The 17100-nt window shown below is 64.1% G+C and carries 14 protein-coding genes and 1 tRNA gene; 5 read left to right on the top strand and 10 right to left on the bottom strand.

All coding sequences use genetic code 11. The features are described 5' to 3' along the window. The first annotated feature begins 114 nt into the window (after positions 1-114). On the top strand, positions 115-396 hold the full coding sequence (locus tag AB0362_RS15275) for a Rho termination factor N-terminal domain-containing protein (RefSeq protein WP_366235801.1): 282 nt from the start codon (positions 115-117) through the stop codon (positions 394-396). Between the two features lies 1 nt (position 397). Here AB0362_RS15275 and AB0362_RS15270 read toward each other — a convergent pair whose 3' ends face one another. From AB0362_RS15270 to AB0362_RS15260, 3 genes are read right to left on the bottom strand one after another with little or no spacing between them, the layout of a single operon-like run. Continuing rightward, positions 398-886 (bottom strand): SRPBCC domain-containing protein, encoded by a 489-nt coding sequence (locus AB0362_RS15270; protein ID WP_366235800.1) that lies wholly within the window; start codon positions 884-886, stop codon positions 398-400. 20 nt (positions 887-906) lie between these two features. Beyond that, positions 907-1857, bottom strand: coding sequence for an ABC transporter substrate-binding protein (locus AB0362_RS15265; RefSeq protein WP_366235799.1), 951 nt, complete (start codon positions 1855-1857; stop codon positions 907-909). Positions 1858-1898: 41 nt separating this feature from the next. Next, positions 1899-3587 carry a nitroreductase family deazaflavin-dependent oxidoreductase gene (locus AB0362_RS15260; protein ID WP_366235798.1) on the bottom strand — a complete coding sequence of 563 codons (1689 nt, stop codon included), beginning with the start codon at positions 3585-3587 and terminating at the stop codon, positions 1899-1901. 118 nt (positions 3588-3705) lie between these two features. On the opposite strand from AB0362_RS15260, the gene AB0362_RS15255 reads away from it, so the two are divergent. Together AB0362_RS15255 and AB0362_RS15250 are read left to right on the top strand one after the other, a co-directional pair. After that, on the top strand, positions 3706-4293 hold the full coding sequence (locus AB0362_RS15255; RefSeq protein WP_366235797.1) for a helix-turn-helix domain-containing protein: 588 nt from the start codon (positions 3706-3708) through the stop codon (positions 4291-4293). A 98-nt stretch (positions 4294-4391) separates the two neighbouring features. Beyond that, positions 4392-6011, top strand: coding sequence for an MFS transporter (locus AB0362_RS15250; protein WP_366235796.1), 1620 nt, complete (start codon positions 4392-4394; stop codon positions 6009-6011). Here the strand turns inward: AB0362_RS15250 and AB0362_RS15245 are convergent. The 4 genes from AB0362_RS15245 to AB0362_RS15230 all read right to left on the bottom strand — a co-directional run bounded on the left by AB0362_RS15245 (position 6004) and on the right by AB0362_RS15230 (position 9076). After that, on the bottom strand, positions 6004-6900 hold the full coding sequence (locus tag AB0362_RS15245; protein WP_317532835.1) for an SDR family oxidoreductase: 897 nt from the start codon (positions 6898-6900) through the stop codon (positions 6004-6006). The two genes, AB0362_RS15250 and AB0362_RS15245, sit on opposite strands and share 8 nt — an antisense overlap. Positions 6901-7054: 154 nt before the next feature. Beyond that, positions 7055-7417, bottom strand: a complete 363-nt coding sequence (locus AB0362_RS15240) for an STAS domain-containing protein (protein WP_269595847.1) — start codon at positions 7415-7417, stop codon at positions 7055-7057. Between the two features lie 193 nt (positions 7418-7610). Continuing rightward, the gene (locus AB0362_RS15235) at positions 7611-8540 is read right to left on the bottom strand and encodes an aldo/keto reductase (protein ID WP_366235795.1); all 930 of its coding nucleotides are present in this window, start codon (positions 8538-8540) and stop codon (positions 7611-7613) included. A gap of 5 nt (positions 8541-8545) precedes the next feature. After that, positions 8546-9076, bottom strand: coding sequence for a giguanylate cyclase (locus tag AB0362_RS15230; RefSeq protein WP_366235794.1), 531 nt, complete (start codon positions 9074-9076; stop codon positions 8546-8548). Positions 9077-9408: 332 nt separating this feature from the next. On the opposite strand from AB0362_RS15230, the gene AB0362_RS15225 reads away from it, so the two are divergent. Continuing rightward, positions 9409-10329 (top strand): alpha/beta hydrolase, encoded by a 921-nt coding sequence (locus tag AB0362_RS15225; protein WP_366235793.1) that lies wholly within the window; start codon positions 9409-9411, stop codon positions 10327-10329. Here the strand turns inward: AB0362_RS15225 and AB0362_RS15220 are convergent. Continuing rightward, a complete protein-coding gene (locus tag AB0362_RS15220) occupies positions 10323-14456 on the bottom strand; it encodes a bifunctional nitrate reductase/sulfite reductase flavoprotein subunit alpha (RefSeq protein ID WP_366235792.1) in 4134 nt (1377 codons plus the stop codon). The genes AB0362_RS15225 and AB0362_RS15220 overlap by 7 nt on opposite strands. A 259-nt stretch (positions 14457-14715) precedes the next feature. Here AB0362_RS15220 and AB0362_RS15215 point away from each other — a divergent pair, with 259 nt between their 5' ends. After that, positions 14716-15909 carry an Ig-like domain-containing protein gene (locus tag AB0362_RS15215; protein WP_283347846.1) on the top strand — a complete coding sequence of 398 codons (1194 nt, stop codon included), beginning with the start codon at positions 14716-14718 and terminating at the stop codon, positions 15907-15909. A gap of 20 nt (positions 15910-15929) precedes the next feature. Here AB0362_RS15215 and AB0362_RS15210 read toward each other — a convergent pair whose 3' ends face one another. Together AB0362_RS15210 and AB0362_RS15205 are read right to left on the bottom strand one after the other, a co-directional pair. Next, the gene (locus tag AB0362_RS15210; RefSeq protein WP_317532823.1) at positions 15930-16679 is read right to left on the bottom strand and encodes a M23 family metallopeptidase; all 750 of its coding nucleotides are present in this window, start codon (positions 16677-16679) and stop codon (positions 15930-15932) included. Positions 16680-17003: 324 nt separating this feature from the next. Beyond that, positions 17004-17079: transfer RNA gene (locus AB0362_RS15205), tRNA-His, on the bottom strand. Positions 17080-17100 lie beyond the last annotated feature (21 nt).

The raw sequence follows: 17100 nt of genomic DNA, 5'->3' as shown, positions 1-17100 counted from the left end.
CGATCGCTTACCCGATGGAACTCGAAACACACACCCGATCCGCGACGTCGAGCGAGGTTTGTCACCGTGCAGACCGGGTAGCGCTTCGACACGAACCAATGAAAGGAAGTTCCGATGCCGGCGAAGAAGAGCGAAACCGAAGACCAACCACAGCTGAAGGACCAGGGCCTGTACGACAAGCTCCGCGAGGAGGGCAACTCGAAGGAGAAGGCCGCCCGCATCTCGAACGCCGCCGCGAAGAAGGGGCGAGATCAGATCGGTAGGAAGGGTGGAGAATCCCGATCCTACGAGGACTGGACGGTCGACGAACTGACCGACCGGGCCAAGGAACTGGGGCTGGAGGGCTACTCGAAACTGAACAAGCAAGAACTGATCGACGCGTTACGCAAGCACTGATTCACCGCGGGCGAAGAGATGAGTAGTACTCCTGCTGTGATGGGTAGTAGTCGTCGAAACTCGGGTGCGGGTCGCCGTTTCCGGCGGCGATGAACATGTCGAGGTAGTACTCCCACCCCGGTCCAATGTCGCCCAGACCGTCCGTGCTCCTGCAGCTGTGTGCAAGAACGAGAACGGTCGCAGGGCCTGCCTCGGTCAGACGGACCTCGACTGGCCATTGAACCTCGCCGGTCATCCGCACTGCCAGGAGGCCCGGCGGCTCACACGCGTCGATGATCATGTCCGATGCGGGCGCACCCTGCTCGAATGCCATCGTGACGCGAATGGTGTTGTGCGAGATCCGCTCCCACGGACCGAACCACTGTGCCGTCCGGGACGATTCGGTGAGGCGTGCCCACACGTCCTCACGCGGAGCCGAGATGGTTCTGGTCAGCTCGAGAGCGACGCCGGTGTCGGTGCTGCGCAACGTGCCTGTTGGGTTAGGTGCCATCGACCGATTATGCATCTCGGTCAGCTCGGGGCGTAGAGCTTCTCCACCAGGCCGAGGGTCCACAGCGCGGTCAGCGGGCCGCCGTCGTTGGTGAACTTGTCGGTCCGGACGATGCGCTCGGTGCGCACCGCCGGCAATCCGGTCCAGAGCGGGTTGGCGTTCATCGCCTGCAGATCCTGCTCGGACGTGATGGCGGCAATCATGGCCACCGCGTCGGATGCGGCAGTGACATTCTCGGGGCCGTACTCGATTTCGGGATCGGCGTCGTTCCAAGCGGAGGCGAACCGGGCTCCCACGTCTTCGAGCACGATGGACGGCACTCGTTGCCTGCCCACCGAAATTCCACCTTCCTCGGACGTACTGATCGGCAGGACCGCGGTGTTCGCGATCGCGTCGGCATGCCGCACGATGAGCTCGTCGACGCGAGAGTCGTACTCGTCCACGATCGTTGCCGCTCGGTCCTGCAGGTTCAGTGCATCACCTACCGTGGTCACGTCCTGTTGCCAGCTGACTCCGCTGCCGGTGGACCCCACCGGTAGCACCGGTGCGATGTCGCTGAGCCGGCCGTATATCTCCTCGACCACTTCGTCGCGCCCGATGATCAGATCCGGCGCGACTCGCGCGACTGCCTCGAGGTCGACCGTGTTGCGGGGATACAGCTCCGGCACGCCGTCGGCGAGCAACATCCGAGTCGGTTCGGTCAGCGGCCCGGCCATCTCCGGCGGAGCCTCGGTTTCCACCGGCATCCCGACTATGGGTAGGTCGAAGGCCAGCGCGATGTCGAGATCGCGTCGGCCGTCGATCACGACCACCGAGTCGATCCGTTCCGGCACCACGATCGTCCCGAACTGTGTGGTGACCGGTCGGCCTGCCGCGTCGTCCGCCGGTTCGGCAGCGGAACTGCACGACGTGACCAGCGATACGGCAAGAAATGCGGCAACGGTTACGGGCGCGAGGGGGAGAGTCTTCACTACTTAAGTAAAGCAAACCTAAGTCGGATGCGAAGAACCGGTCAGTCGTCGAACTCGATGCGGACCGAGATCGGATCGGTCTGGAGAGCCCGGATGCCGGCTCCGATGATGCGTCCGAGGACGGGATTGCCGGAGAACGACCGCGCTCTGACGGCGACATCGTCGTCGGGAACGAATGTGGCTGTGCCGCTGCGCCACTGGTTGCCCACCCGGATCCGGATTCTGGGCTCGTCGGTGATGTTGGCACCCCAACCGGACCTGGTGCCGTGCTGCGACACCAGCCACGCACCGGAATCGTCGAATGCCGCCGACACCGGCACGCGACGGGCGAGCCCGGTCTTGCGTCCTACGGTCTCGAGGTCGGTCACCAGGGAGGTCGTCACTCCCAGCGACGTCAATCCGTTCACGATGGGATTGGCGACATACTTCCCGATCAAGCGCTCGCGGCGGAACTTCGTCACGGCAGCAGAGGTGTCCACCCGAGCGGAGCCTCGACGATTACGGAACGCGTCCCAGCCGTTGCGCTGCAGCATCGTGGCCGCAGTCTTCCATGCCGGACGGCTCGAATTCGGCTGCCGCCCAGCGCCGATGAGCTGCAACTGGTCGGTGTGCCACTGCAGATCGAGAGCGCCGTTGATCTGCTTGAACGCGCTGGACTTCGACGGGACGCGCAGAGCCACGCGCGGCGATTCGACTCGATCGACTGTGCCGTTGACGAGCGATGTCGCGACGGCCGTGGCGAGGGCAGTCGGACGGCCGAGACCGACCATGTCGCACTCACCCGATTGCACTGCCGCGCTCATGACCGAGCGGGTACGGAAGCCGCCGGTGACCGCCAATGGCACTGTTCCGGCCGCGTCGCGCACCGTCCGCGCGTACTCCAGGAAGTACGCCTCCCGATCGCGGGTGCTCGCGGTGCCCATCATCGCGGGTGATTCGTAACTGCCGCCGCTGATTTCGATCAGATCTATCGATTCCCGAACGAGATGCTCGACGGTGATGCGTGATTCTTCCTCGCTGAACCCGCCGCGTTGGAAGTCCGCCGAGTTCAGCTTGATTCCCACCGCGAAACTCGGCGACACCGCCGCTCTGATTGCGCGGACGACTTCGATCACGAACCGCATGCGTCCGTCGAGGTCGCCGCCCCAGGAGTCGTCGCGCCTGTTCGACAGAGGGGAGAGGAACTGCGACACCAGGTAGCCGTGCGCGCCGTGGATCTGGACGCCGTCGAAACCGGCCGTCTCGGCCACGGCCGCCGCGGTGGCGAATCGGCCGATGATGTCGTGAATCTCGTTCTCGCTCAACGCGCGAGGTGCCGGGATGCCCGGAATGTTGGGGGCGATGGCGGACGGTGCAACGGGCTTGGTGCGGGTGACGATCGGATTGGCCTGCCGGCCAGGGTGATTGAGCTGCATCCAGATGGGGGCACCGCCGTCGGACGTTGCTTTCGCCCAACGGGCAAGCGCATCGCGGTCTCGATCGTCCTCGATGACGACATTGCCCGGTTCGCCGAGGTGGGACCGATCGACCATCACGTTGCCGGTCACCACCAGGCCGTAGCCGCCCGCGCCCCACTGGCGGTACAGCGTTTCGAGTCGCGCGTCCGGGCCGTGCTCGGCGGTGGACAGTCCTTCGCTGAGCGCTGCCTTCATCACACGATTCGGCAGGATCTGCCCGCAGGCGAGAGTGAGCGGGCTGCTCAGGTCGATCACGTCGGTGTCAGGGGACATGCGTTGCTCCGGTTCCGGGACTGCGGCTCCAGCTATGATGGACAACATAGCTACAGAGCGACTGTAGGTGTAACGGGATGTCACGTCAATCATTGTGGCGTCCGTGGGAGGGGTTCGGATGACGAATCGAAGCAGTGCTCGGGACGACATGCTGCGCAGCGCTGCCCAGTTGTTTCGTCGACGCGGCGTCGACGCCACCTCGCTGGCCGACGTCATCGATCACGCGGGCGCTCCCCGCGGCTCGATCTATCACCATTTTCCCCGCGGCAAGCCTCAGCTGGTGGAAGAGGCGACGCGTACTGCGGGAGCCGAGATGAGTGCGATGATCTCGGCCGGCCTGGCGTCGGCCGGTCCGTCGGCGACCGTACGGGCCATTCTCGAGGGATTCCGCAGCGAACTGCTGGCCACGGATTTCGTGGCGGGGTGTCCCGTCGCGCCGGCCGCGCTCGAGGGGCTGCATGCGCCGCAAGCGGTGGCCGCGGCAGGGGAGTCCTTCTCGTCCTGGGAGGACGTGATCGCGGCGTCCCTGTGGCAGCGCGGATTGACTCGCGAGCGGTCGTACGCGTTGGCGACACTTGCTATCGCCGCCATCGAAGGAGCGCTGATCATGGCCAAGGCGCAGCGCTCCATCACGGCTCTGGATCGGACCGAGGGGGAGTTGTCGGCCCTGCTCGAGGCGGTTCTGGAGGCCTCGGCGGGCCGCTGATGTCGACCAGAAAGAGCCGGGCGATGTTGCTATAACTATCAGTTACAGCTAACTTCCCTTCAGGAACTATGCCGACCGTCATAGTCGAAGGGATTCCGATGTCGTCACCCACCACCTCCAGTCAACCGGTGAACTCGCCGCAGTTCCGTCGGCGATACCTCGCGCTGATCGTGATCTGCGCAGCCGAGCTGCTCGTCGTCCTGGACAACACCGTCGTCAACGTCGCGCTGCCCTCGATGGGACTGCAGCTACGTGCCGATATGAGCGGCCTGCAGTGGGTGGTCGACGCGTACACACTGACGTTCGCCGGACTGTTGTTGGCGTTCGGTCATCTCGGCGATCGCTACGGCCGCAAGAAGGTCATGATTTTCGGACTGGCGGGCATCGCTGTGATGTCGATCGGCGGCGCTGTCGCCGCCGATCTGGGACAGGTGATCGCGGCGCGCGCGGCCATGGGAGTGTTTGCGGCCGCAGTGTTTCCGGCGACCCTTGCCCTGATCATCAACATCTTCACCGATGCCAAGGAGCGCGCACTGGCCATCGCGGCCTGGACGGCGATGGCCGGGTTCGCCATTGCAATCGGCCCGACTGCCGGCGGGTTTCTGCTCGAGCACTTCTCGTGGCACTCGGTGTTCTGGATCAATGTTCCTGTGGCACTGCTCGTTCTGGTGGCCGCGCTGGCCTGCGTACCGGAGTCCAGAGCAGAGCACGTCGGCAAGTACGACCCCCTGGGTATCGCGCTGTCGTTGGCCGGCATCACCGTGCTGGTCTGGGCGATCATCGAAGCGCCACACAATGGTTGGTTGTCTGCAACGAGTATCGGAGCCTACCTGGCAGGATCGGCAGCCATCGTCGCGTTCGTGTGGTGGGAGCTGCGGACGCCGTCTCCCGTACTGGACTTGAACCTGTTTCGGAACCGACGATTCTCACTGCCCGCCTTGGCCATTGCCGTGGCGTACTTCGGTATGTTCGGCTTCCTGTTCATGATCACCCAGTACTTCCAGGGTGTGATGGAGTTGACCCCACTGCAGTTCGGCGTTCACTCACTGCCCTTCGCAGTATCCATCGCCATCGGTGCGCCGCTGGCGACGATCATTGCGCAACGCATCGGAACCACGGCGGTGATCGTTTTCGGGCTGATGGTGATGAGCATCGGGATGTTCATCGCAGGTCAGGTGGAGGTCGAAACGCCCTATCTGGGGCCGGTTCTCGTCTCGATGGTGCTGATGGGCCTCGGCTTGGCGATCGTGCAGGGCCCTGCCACCGAGTCGATCATGTCATCGGTGACGCTCGACGAAGCAGGTGCGGGCTCCGCGGTGAACGACACCACCCGAGAGGTCGGCGGAACGCTCGGAGTTGCCGTGCTCGGATCGATCGTCGCGTCGATCTACACCTCACAGGTGAGTCCGAAGATCGACGCGATACCCGACGCGATCATGGAGCCCTACCAAAAGGCGTTCGCTCGCGAAACGGTCGTCAGCGTCATCGAGATCGTGAAAGCGCCCACCGACCCGATCTTCGCGACGCAGAAGGCCGACCTGATCCACGCGATGAAAGCGGCCTCGCTGGAGGGATTTCAGCTCGCGTCGTTCGTGACCGTCGGGGCCGCTGTGGCATGTGCGCTTGCCGTCGCATTGTTCCTACCGTGGCGACGACCCGAGGGAAACGGTGTGCTGCTTGCGTGGCGCGACACCGCAGAGGGCGACAAGATCAGTTGAACGGCGTGCCGCCGGTGACCGCGATTGTCTCGCCGGTGATGTAGCTCGATTCGTTCGATGCCAGGAAGACATATGCCGGTGCCAGCTCTGCGGGTTGGCCCGGCCGTCCCAACGGGACGGTCTCGCCGAACTTCTCGTACTTCTCCGCCGGCATCGTGGCCGGGATCAGCGGCGTCCAAATAGGCCCGGGTGCAACGGCATTGACGCGAATTCCGCGTTCGGCGAGATCGCCGGCGAGGCCCTTGGTGAACGCCACGATTCCGGCCTTGGTGGTGGCGTAGTCCATCAACTCGGGAGAGGGATTCGATGCCTGGATCGAGGTGGTGTTGATGATGGTGGAACCCGCGTCCATGATTTCGGCAGCGCGTTTCGAGATCCAGAACAGGGCATACAAGTTGGTCTTGAGTACGCGATCGAACTGCTCGGTGGTGATGTCTGCGATGCCGCCCATCTGCGCCATCTGAAACGCGGCGTTGTTGACGACGATGTCGAGCCCGCCGAGAACCTCGGACGCGGTGTCGACCAATTGCACGCACTGCGACTCGTCGGTGAGATCACAGGCGATAGCTCTACCTGCGCGGCCTGATCCCTCGATCAGGTCGACAGTGGTCTGCGCGTCCGGACCTTCGGACTCGAGGTGTGCGATGACGACATCGGCACCCTCGCGCGCGAATGCCAGCGCAACGGCACGGCCGATACCCGAGTCGCCGCCGGTGATCAATGCTTTACGGCCGTGCAGGCGATCCGATCCACGGTAGGAATCCTCGCCGTGATCGGGAGCGGTGACCATGTCGCGGGTCAGTCCGGGGTGCTCGAGACGACCCTGTTCGGCCCGATCGGGCATCGGAAACGCGCTGGTGGGGTCGGATTTGCTGAACTGGTCGGACATTGTCGATCCTTGCCTCGGTGTGCGTGAAATGCTCCACGCGGCAAGTCGAACGAGCCGCTTCGATTCCGTGGAGACGACTCGCGGCACATGTGCCATCCGGAGTCACTGTCCTCCTCGGGTTTGCCGAATCGGCCGGACCGCAAACCTCTGCCGGTCAGGCAGCGCGCGGATCCGCCCCGATCGTCGCCGCGCCCAGTGCGTCGAGAACGATGCGCGCGGGCCGCGTCGGAGCGAAGACCTCGAGGCGGCCAGCGCTGCGGGCGACAGCGTCGAGGACCACGCACGCAGACCCCGAGTACATGAACGTCACTGCCGACAAGTCAAGCAGCACAACGGATTCACCGCGTAGGGCCTCATCGATCGCCTGCGCCAGATCGGCACGAGACCCATGGTCGAGATCGCCCGTCGCGCGGACGACAGTCAGGCGGGGGGAGTACAGCTCGGTGCCGATGAAGTAATGAGCGTTGCCGCGCCCGACACGTGCGAGGCGAGAATCGAAGTGGTCGGTGACAGTCACGGTGCGAACCTCTCAGTTCGGATGGCCTAACGACCGACGTGCACGGGGTGGAACCCGAGGGCTACAGGTTCCAGTGCATGCCGTGCGGCAATCCTGACAGCGCAACGTCACCGAATCGAGGCCTGATCATCACGGACCGATAGCTAGTCGGTAACGATGAGGTAACGGCGGATGTGACGCAGCTGAGCGTCGTTCAGGGCAGTGTGTGGCCCGCCGTCCGGAACAGGCGGTACCACTCCTGCCTGGTCAGCCGTAGGTCCGAACCCCCGGCGGCTTCGACGACTCGATCAGGACTGGTGGTACCGAGCACAACCTGAATATCGGCCGGGTGCCTGGTGATCCAGGCCGTTGCCACCGCCGACGGCGTCGACCCGTAGACGTCGGCGATCTCGTCCAGTGCCACGTTCAGATCCGGGTAGTTCTCGCGGTCGCCCACGAACACGCCGGACGGCGTCCCGCTCTGGAACGGTGACCACGCCTGCAAGGTGATGCCGCGCGTTCGTGCGTAGTCCAGTAGACCGTTGTCGCGGTCTATCGACTGGTCCTCGGTGCCCATGTTGGCGGTCAGGCCCGCCGCGATCAACGGCGAGTGCACGATGCTCAACTGAACTTGATCGAACAGAATCGGTTGATCGACAGCCGTTTTCAGCAACTCGATCTGTCCGGGTGTGTGATTGGAGACGCCGAAGCCCAAAACCTTGCCCGACGCGTGCAGGTCGTCGAACGCTGCTGCGACCTCCTCCGGCTCGACGAGGGTGTCCGGCCGATGCAACAGAAGGGTGTCCAGGTGATCGACGCCGAGGGCTTCGAGTGACGCCTCGACCGTGGTGACGATGTGATCCTTGGAGAAGTCGAACCAGCCCTCCCGAATGCCCACCTTGCTCTGAATGCTGATGCGCTCGCGCTGCGACGGGGTCAATGTCACCGCATCGCCGAATCGTTTCTCGCATGTGTGCGGTGACCCGCCGTAGATGTCGGCGTGGTCGAACACTGTCACGCCCACGTCGAGCGCGGTGGCCACCAATCTCCTGATCCGGTCGTCGTCCAGATCGGTGATGCGCATGAACCCCAGCACGATGCTCGAGACTTCGGTCCCGGTGTGGGGGAGGGAAAAGGTTCGCATATCGGTTACTCGAACTCCAGACGCATGGATTGGGTGGTTGCCTGCAGCAGCAGGGCGAAGCCGGTGAAGGAGATGACGATCGGAGCCCACAGAACCACCGCCACGAACGTATCCACACCGCGCTCGACGACGATGTAGACCGCGACGACCGTGGTGCCGAGCAGGCAGAGAGCGATGTGGGTGGCCAGCCGCCACTTGTCGAAGAAGAAGCCGACCAGCATGCCGATCGGGATGAGGAACGCGCATTTGCCGAGCGTGACCTCGGGTGCGAAATCTTCCGTGATGGTGGCACCGATAATTGCGAAGTTCGCGATGACGACGAAAGCGAACGCCTGCCCGAGCGTCGGCCATGGACCGAACCACCAGAACGCGCCCATGATGTATGCGGCGATCATGCACGTCCACTGCACGATCGACGGGATCGCCGTCGTGGCTCCGTAGCCGAATGCGAGCTCGAGTGTCACGACCACGGCCATGGCCAGGGCTGCAGCAGAGACGATGCGTTTGACGGCGGTGGTCAACGCGAGGCTGGTCATCACGCCGATACACCATTGATAATGCTCGTTGGATCTCGTCACGGCGCGAGTCATATCAGCCCCCATCGTTCCATCGGGCCCCGATTCAAACACAGCCGTCGGGGCCGGGGTTCGAGTTCCTTCATTTTTCCTGGCCGGGGACCCGCGCGGTCGGCATGTTTCTCAGCTGGGTGCAATCGGACAGCATAGGGATCGTGCTCGATGCTGTTGTCGGCAACGACTGGCTCGGACGCCCAAGATCGCCTACGGACGCGTCGACGCCTACGCGGCGGAGCATTCCGGTCGGTAGTCGACCTGTTCTACCGTCGACCGGAATGGGCTACTGTCTGCGCATGAATTCGCAGTCGGGGGGCTCGATCCCAGATCGCATCGATGTGACGTTCGATTCTCACGGCCAGGCCTGCGCGGCCTGGCTCTATCTTCCGACCGGCACCGGCCCCGCTCCGGTGATCGTTATGGCGCATGGACTCGGCGGAACTCGGCAAATGCGGCTCGACGCCTACGCGGAGCGTTTCCGCGCCGCGGGGTATGCCTGCCTGGTGTTCGACTATCGCTGTTTCGGGGCCAGCGGCGGCGAGCCCCGGCAGCTGCTCGACATCGAATCGCAGCTGCGGGACTGGGCTTCGGCCATTGCCCATGCCCGCTCGCGCGCGGACGTGGACAACTCCCGAATCATGTTGTGGGGCTCGTCTTTCGGCGGCGGTCACGTCATCGTCGCAGCCGCCCGAGACCAGGAGGTCGCGGCGGTGATCTCGCAGTGCCCGTTCACCGACGGGATTGCGTCGGGACTCGCGTCGAACAGCTGGACATCGATGAAGCTGTCCGGCCGGGCTCTCTTTGATCTGGCGGGATCGGTGATCGGACGAGCGCCGCTGATGGTGAACACAGCCGGACGGCCGGGGACGACCGCATTGATGACGTCGCCCGACAGCTACGACGGTTACCTGGCACTTGCGCCGGACGCCGACGAAACGTTCCACAACCGAGTCGCAGCCAGAGTCGCGCTGCAGATCGTGCGGCACCGGCCCGGGCGTAGGGCAAAGGACGTGCGCTGTCCCATCCTGTTCGTAGTCTGCGAGACGGATTCGGTCGCGCCGGCGAAGGCCACTCTGCGCTACGCACGGACGGCACCACAAGGCGAGATCAAGACCTACGACGCCGGTCATTTCGAGATCTACCTGGGCGGGGCGTTCGAGCGGGTGGTGGCAGACCAGATCGAGTTCCTCACCCGCACGGTTCCACCGACTCAGTAGACGTCGCGGACGTATCGCTTCTCTGCGGCAAGAGCTTTGACGTAGGCCTCGGCACTGCCCGGCGCGAGTTTGCCGTGTTGCGCCACCACGCCCTTCAGTGCAGCGTCGACGTCCTTGGCCATTCGGGACGCATCGCCGCACACGTAGAAGTGGGCTCCGCGGTGAATCCAGTTCCACAACTCGGCCCCGTGTTCACGCATCCGATCCTGGACGTAGACCTTGTCCTTCTGATCGCGTGAGAATGCGACGTCCAGGCGGTTCAGCGAACCGTCGCCGAGCATCGCCGTCAGTTCGTCGCGATAGTAGAAGTCCGTGTCGGCGTGCTGTTCACCGAAGAACAGCCAGTTGTGGCCGGTGTGCCCGAGCGCGCGACGTTCGTGCAGGAATGCGCGGAAGGGGGCGACACCGGTACCCGGGCCGACCATGATCATCGGAGTTGTCGGGTCCTCAGGCGGCTTGAAATGCGAGGACTTCTGCACGAAGATTCCCACGTCGTGGTTCGACGCATGGTCGGCCAGGTAGGTCGAGCACACGCCGCGCCGGGGAACTCCGTGCACGTTGTACCGCACCGCCGAGACGGTCACCTGTACTTCGTTGGGGTTCTCCTTCGGACTCGACGAAATCGAGTACAGGCGTGGCTGCAACGGTTTGAGAACTGCCAACCAGTCGTCCACCGAAGCTCGAACCGGATGGGCAGCAAGCACGTCGATCGACTGACGACCCCACATCCAGTCGGACAGCGCATGCTTGTTGTCGGGGTGCAGCATCGCCTCGAGATCGTCGTCCGCAGTCCGTCGGTGGACGAACTTCAGGAGATCCGGTGTTGCACGAGCAATTTCGAGGTGGCGGCTCAGCGCTGTGCGCAGCGACATCGAACCGTGTCCAGCGAGATCGACAGCGGTGTCCCGGTCCAGTCCGGTGGCCTCGAGCCACTCGTCGACGTAGGCATCGCTGTTGCGCGGCCACACTCCGAGTGCGTCACCGACCTCGTACTCGAGAGTCCCGTCGGGTACATGGAATCCGAATTGGCGGACGTCCTTGACGGATCCGCGTGCGGTCAGTACCCGATTACGTACGAGAGTCGTCACCAGCGGTGACTTCTTGCTGTACTGTTCCGGCTCCGCTCGGGTCTGCGGAACGGTGCGTGCGGTGGACTCCACCGCTGCTTCGGTGGTGGTGTCGCCATCGCGTCGAAGCCGCTCGATCACCGCATCGAGCCACGCTGCCGCCTCGTTCTCGTAGTCGGGCTCGCAGTCGACCCGCTCGAGAAGTCGCCGGGCACCCAGCTCGGTGAGGCGCTCGTCGATCCTGCGTCCGTGGCCGCAGAAGTCCGCGTAGCTGGAGTCACCGAAAGCGAGCACGGCATAACGGATTTCCGGGAGCTTCGCCGTGGTCTCGGCGACGAGACTGTCCCAGAACGTCGTTCCGTTGTCCGGCGCTTCGCCGTCACCGGTGGTGCTGCTGACGATCAGCACATCGGCCTCGGCGGGCAGGGAATCGACGGTGAACGTATCCATAGAGTGCTCGGCGATCGACAGGCCGGCTCCCCGCAGGTGGGACAGGCAGGCCTGGGCGTACTCCTCGGCGGTGCCGGTTTGCGAAGCCCAGAGCAACAGCACCGGCCGTCGCCCCGAATCAGCTGTCTCGACGGAAACACCGGCAACAGCGCCGCCGGTATCGGGTCCACGCGAGAACAGGCCCGCGAGAACGCCGTCGAGCCATGCGTGGTTCTCGGGGGACAGGGGAGTGCGCGACGGCAGAGTGGGCGTGCCGGCGGCGCTGCGGCCGGCCTCACTGCCCAGGCCTTCGAGAAGTCCTGCGACGTAACGCTGTTCGACGGTCGTCAGGGGCTGAGAAGGACGCGCAGGGAGACCGACGATCGTGGCGAGCGCCTCGACGGGATCGTGGGAACGTTCGTCGCCCACGGGTGAGGGTGATTGAGCTGCAGCAACTCTGGCGAGAGTGACCGCGCACGCCTTGAACTCGGGTTGCTGAGAATACGGATCGATGGCGTCGTTGGTGACGGCATTGATGGCGAGGTACTCACCGAATTTTTCGTTCCAGTGAAAGGGCGCGAAGCAGCTGCCCGGGAGCACTCGATCGGTCACGACGGCAGGAAGGACGGCTCGGCCTCGGCGGGACGCGACCTGGACGCTGTCGCCGTCGTTCACGCCGAGCCGGTCGGCGTCGAGTGGGTGCACCTCGACGAACGGTCCGGAATCGAGTTTGTTCAGCTTGGCGACCTTGCCGGTCTTGGTCATGGTGTGCCACTGGTGTGGCAGGCGTCCGGTGTTCAGCACGAACGGGTAGTCGTCGTCGGGCATCTCCGCGGGTGCCATCGCAGGCCTGGCGAAGAACTGGGCCCGACCGCTCGGAGTGGGGAAGGACAGTGCGGGGATCGAACCGTCGTCGGACACTCGTTGCCGTTGGCTCACTCCGTCGTTGAGGTAGCGGATCGGATGCCGGGTGGTTGTCGCGTCGGGCGGGCACGGCCACTGGATGGGACTCTCGCGCAACCGTTCGTAGGTGACTCCGCGAATGTCGTAGCCGGTGTTCGGATTCCAGAACTGCTTGATCTCCTCGAACACCTCCTCGGCGCTCGCATAGGTGAAGGCATCGGCATATCCCAGCGCACATGCCATGTCGGCGATGATCTTCCAGTCCGGCAGTGCACCGCCCGGTGCCTCGACCGCCGGTTGGAACAGCGTGAGATTACGTTCGGAATTGACCATCACTCCGTGCGCTTCCGTCCACAACGCGGCGGGCAGCATCACATCGGCGTAGTCGTTGGTTTCGGTATCGGCGAACGCATCCTGAGTGATGACCAACTCGGCGCGCTCGAGACCGTCGATCACCGTCGTTCTGTTGGCCACCGACGCAACCGGATTGGTGCAGATGATCCAGCAGGCCTTGATCTCCCCGGCAGCGAGCTTGGAGAACATCTCGATGGTTCCGCCGCCGACGTCGGTGCGCAGCGTTCCGCGCGGAACGCCCCATCGATCCTCGACGAATGCGCGGTCGGCGTCGTTGACCACCGCTCGTTGGCCCGGCAGCCCTGGGCCCATGTATCCCATTTCCCGTCCGCCCATGGCGTTCGGTTGCCCGGTCAGGGAGAACGGGCCGCTGCCGGTCTTGCAGATGGCACCGGTCGCCAGATGGAGGTTGCACAGCGCATTGGTGTTCCAGGTTCCGTGCGTCGACTGGTTCAGACCCATCGTCCAGCAGCTCATCCAGTTCTCTGCACCGCCGATCATCGCGGCCGCGGCTCGTAGGTCTTTCTCGTCGAGACCGGTTGCGGCGCAGACCTTCTCCGGCGTGTAGTCGCCGAGGAAGTCCGGCATCGCGTCCCAGCCGTCGGTGAACTCCGTGATGAACTCGGCGTCGAGGTCGCCGTTCTCCGCAATGAGCGCCAGCAGACCGTTGAGCAGCGCTAGGTCCGACCCCGGCTCGAGTTGCAGATGCAGGTGGGCCTTGTCCGCCGTGGCGGTGCGACGCGGATCGACGACGATCAGCTTCGCCCCCGCCTTGACGCGGTCCATCATCCGCAGGAACAGAATGGGGTGACAGTCGGCCATGTTGGAGCCGATGACGAAGAACACGTCGGCGTGGTCGAAGTCCTGGTACGACCCGGGCGGGCCGTCGGCTCCCAGTGACTGCTTGTATCCGGTTCCTGCGCTCGCCATGCAGAGTCGGGAATTGGATTCGATCTGGTTGGTGCCGATGAACCCCTTGGCCAGTTTGTTGGACAGGTATTGGGCCTCGATCGACATCTGCCCCGACACGTACAACGCGAGCGCATCGGGCCCGTGTTCGTCGATGATGGTGCGCAGTCGCCGAGCGGTGTCGTTGATCGCCACCGCGGTGTCCGTGCTCTCCGGTTGCTCGCCGCGGCGATGCCGGATCTGGGCCTTCTCGAGCCGCCCGGGTGCCGCGAGCATGTCCGCGGTGGTGGTCCCCTTGGTGCACAGTCGGCCGAAGTTGGCCGGGTGGGACTTGTCGCCGACGGATTTGGTCACGACAGGCCTGGTCGGGGTGGCATCGGACGATGTGGTCGGGCCGCCGATCTCGAGCACCATGCCGCATCCCACGCCGCAGTAAGCGCAGAGTGTCTTCACCGTGGTGACCATGGATTCCACAGTGCCCGGCCCAGGGTGCGCCGCCATTACACGTCAGTTAGCCGGATATGACGTTGTCCTCACCGTGCCCCGCCAGGAGCGGTGATGTCCGCCCGGGAGCTGGTGAGAGGCGGATAGGAGGTAACACGAACTTCCTGGTCTGCGATTGGTACTCGAACGTTACTCATCGAACGGGCTGTCGAGTGGAGTGTCCGATTTTCCGCTGGCACAATCGTCCGGGTCGGGCTCGAAGTGGGAAGTGGTGTGATTCATGAGGGTGTATCGCGGATTCGTACTCGCCGCGGTGGGAGTGGTTGCTTCGGTGGCAGTCCTGTCGGGATGTAGTTCTGCATCGGACGTCTCCGAACCGTCGGTGCCGATCGACTCCAACCCGATGACCGAGCTGATGAAGCCGAAGCTGACCTCGAGCGTCCTCGACGGAGCCGTCGGATTCTCGCCGGCGGACCCGGTGACCGTCTCGGTCGCCGACGGCAAGTTGTCCTCGGTGACGATGCTCAACCCGGAAGGCGTGCCGGTCTCGGGCGCGATCTCGCCCGACGGACTGTCGTGGACCAACACCGAACCGCTCGGCTACGACCGCGAATACCGCGTCCAAGCCGACGCGTACGGACTCGGGGGAGCGTCGAGCACGGTATCGAGCTTCACCACCAGCCAACCCGGCAACTTCACCAAGCCCTACGTTCTCCCGAACCCCGGCGACATCGTCGGAATCGGTCAGCCGGTCGCGGTTCAGTTCGACGAACCGATCACCGACAAAGTGGCCGCACAGAACGCCATCACCGTCACCACGACGCCAGCCGTCGAGGGCGCGTTCTACTGGGTCAACAACAAAGAAGTTCGCTGGCGTCCGCAGAACTACTGGGCACCGGGCACCAAGGTCGACGTGGCGGTGAACGTGTACGGACGCGATCTCGGTGACGACATCTTCGGTCAGGAGAACGCCACGACCTCGTTCACGATCGGTGATGCGGTCATCGCCACCGCCGACGACAACACCAAGCAGGTGACGTTCAACGTCAACGGCCAGGACGTCATCACCATGCCGACATCGATGGGCAAGGACAGCACGCCCACCGACAACGGCGTCTACATCATCGGCGACCGCTTCGAACATCTTGTGATGGATTCCTCGACCTACGGTGTGCCGGTGAATTCGTCCAGCGGATACCGCACCCCGGTCGACTGGGCGACGCGGATGTCCTACAGCGGCATCTTCTTCCACTCCGCACCGTGGTCGGTGGGACAGCAGGGTTATTCCAATGCCTCGCACGGGTGCCTGAACCTGAGCCCCACCAATGCGAAGTGGGTCTACGACAACACCAAGCGCGGCGACATCGTCGTCGTGAAGAACACCGTCGGTGGAACGCTGTCGGGTACCGACGGCCTCGGTGACTGGAACGTCCCGTGGGACGAGTGGAAGGCCGGGAACGCCACCACGGTCTGATCGGACCGTGGTTCGGCCGATCAGCTTCGGTCGCGAGTCTGGTACAGCGAGGGATCGATACCCAGCGTCTTCAGGTAGGCCACCGGTTCGACGCTCGAACCGTTGTTGCGCACCTCGAAGTGCAGATGCGGTCCGGTCGAGTTTCCGGTGCTGCCGACTGCGCCGAGTACATCGCCCGGTGCCACTTCGTCGCCGACCGAGACCGCGATGCTGGACTGGTGGCCGTAGTAGGTCTCGGTGTTGCCACTCTTGACCCGCACGAGCTTGCCGTATCCGTCGCCTGCGTCTCCGGCCTGAACGACGGTTCCGCCGGTGACCGCGTGGATCGGAGTTCCGCTGTCCGCAGCGAAATCGACACCCTGGTGGAACTGCGCGCCGTTGCCGGTCGGGTTGTTGCGCCCGCCGTAGCCGGAGGTGATGCGGTAGTCGCCTGCATCGATGGGCAGCACTGCTCCACCGAGCCCGACGGTCGGCGGAGCGGTCGGGAGTTCGATCTCGGGTACTTCCGCGGCGCTCGGAGCGTCCGGTGAGTCCGGTGCGGAGAGCACGTCGCTGTCGAGAACGATCGCTGCTACCTGGTTGATGAGGACGCCGGTGGCGTCCAGAACGGCCGCGAGAATCGCGGCTCGTTGCTGCGCGTCGGGCTGCGGTATCGGGATCTGGGGGAGTTCGATGGTGGGTTGAGCGGTGGCCACCGCTGGGCTGAGCAAGCCGGTTGTGCCGATGCACAGTGCTGCCGACAAGATCGAACCCGCTATGACTCTGTGCATTCTGCGACCCACGAAAAGCCTCCTCGTCTGCGTCCTCCGCGCACCGTCGGATGGGTGCGCGCAGGACGTAAGAACATGTTCGGTGACGCTTCGGGGCACGCTGAACTCACGTAGCAAAAAACACATGAATCACATTGGTACTTTTCTTCCCCAAAAGTGCCATTGGTAACCGTACGTCACATTAACCCCACAAGAAACCTGAAAGTTGAATTACAACAACGTAATTCGAGGTCAGCGTGGTCGCGGCGGCACCGGAGGGCTCGTCGCTCGGGGAATGGAGACACGAAAAAGGCCGACCTCACGAGGAGACCGGCCTTGTTCGTATGGGGTGAGCGACGGGACTCGAACCCGCGACATCCAGGATCACAACCTGGTGCTCTACCAGCTGAACTACGCCCACCATTGCACGCATCCGCAGAAC

The organism is Rhodococcus sp. NPDC079359 (assembly GCF_040702585.1).
Classification (GTDB): Bacteria; Actinomycetota; Actinomycetes; order Mycobacteriales; family Mycobacteriaceae; genus Rhodococcoides.
The sequence above is the reverse complement of the archived record's forward strand: the minus strand, read 5'-3'. Positions and strand labels throughout refer to the sequence as shown.

Coding starts and splice junctions, on each gene's coding strand:
- AB0362_RS15275 (WP_366235801.1), top strand. CDS start 115: ATGCCGGCGAAGAAGAGCGAAACCGAAGACCAACCACAGCTGAAGGAC.
- AB0362_RS15270 (WP_366235800.1), bottom strand. CDS start 886: ATGGCACCTAACCCAACAGGCACGTTGCGCAGCACCGACACCGGCGTC.
- AB0362_RS15260 (WP_366235798.1), bottom strand. CDS start 3,587: ATGTCCCCTGACACCGACGTGATCGACCTGAGCAGCCCGCTCACTCTC.
- AB0362_RS15255 (WP_366235797.1), top strand. CDS start 3,706: ATGACGAATCGAAGCAGTGCTCGGGACGACATGCTGCGCAGCGCTGCC.
- AB0362_RS15250 (WP_366235796.1), top strand. CDS start 4,392: ATGTCGTCACCCACCACCTCCAGTCAACCGGTGAACTCGCCGCAGTTC.
- AB0362_RS15245 (WP_317532835.1), bottom strand. CDS start 6,900: ATGTCCGACCAGTTCAGCAAATCCGACCCCACCAGCGCGTTTCCGATG.
- AB0362_RS15235 (WP_366235795.1), bottom strand. CDS start 8,540: ATGCGAACCTTTTCCCTCCCCCACACCGGGACCGAAGTCTCGAGCATC.
- AB0362_RS15230 (WP_366235794.1), bottom strand. CDS start 9,076: ATGACCAGCCTCGCGTTGACCACCGCCGTCAAACGCATCGTCTCTGCT.
- AB0362_RS15225 (WP_366235793.1), top strand. CDS start 9,409: ATGAATTCGCAGTCGGGGGGCTCGATCCCAGATCGCATCGATGTGACG.
- AB0362_RS15220 (WP_366235792.1), bottom strand. CDS start 14,456: ATGGTCACCACGGTGAAGACACTCTGCGCTTACTGCGGCGTGGGATGC.
- AB0362_RS15215 (WP_283347846.1), top strand. CDS start 14,716: ATGAGGGTGTATCGCGGATTCGTACTCGCCGCGGTGGGAGTGGTTGCT.
- AB0362_RS15210 (WP_317532823.1), bottom strand. CDS start 16,679: ATGCACAGAGTCATAGCGGGTTCGATCTTGTCGGCAGCACTGTGCATC.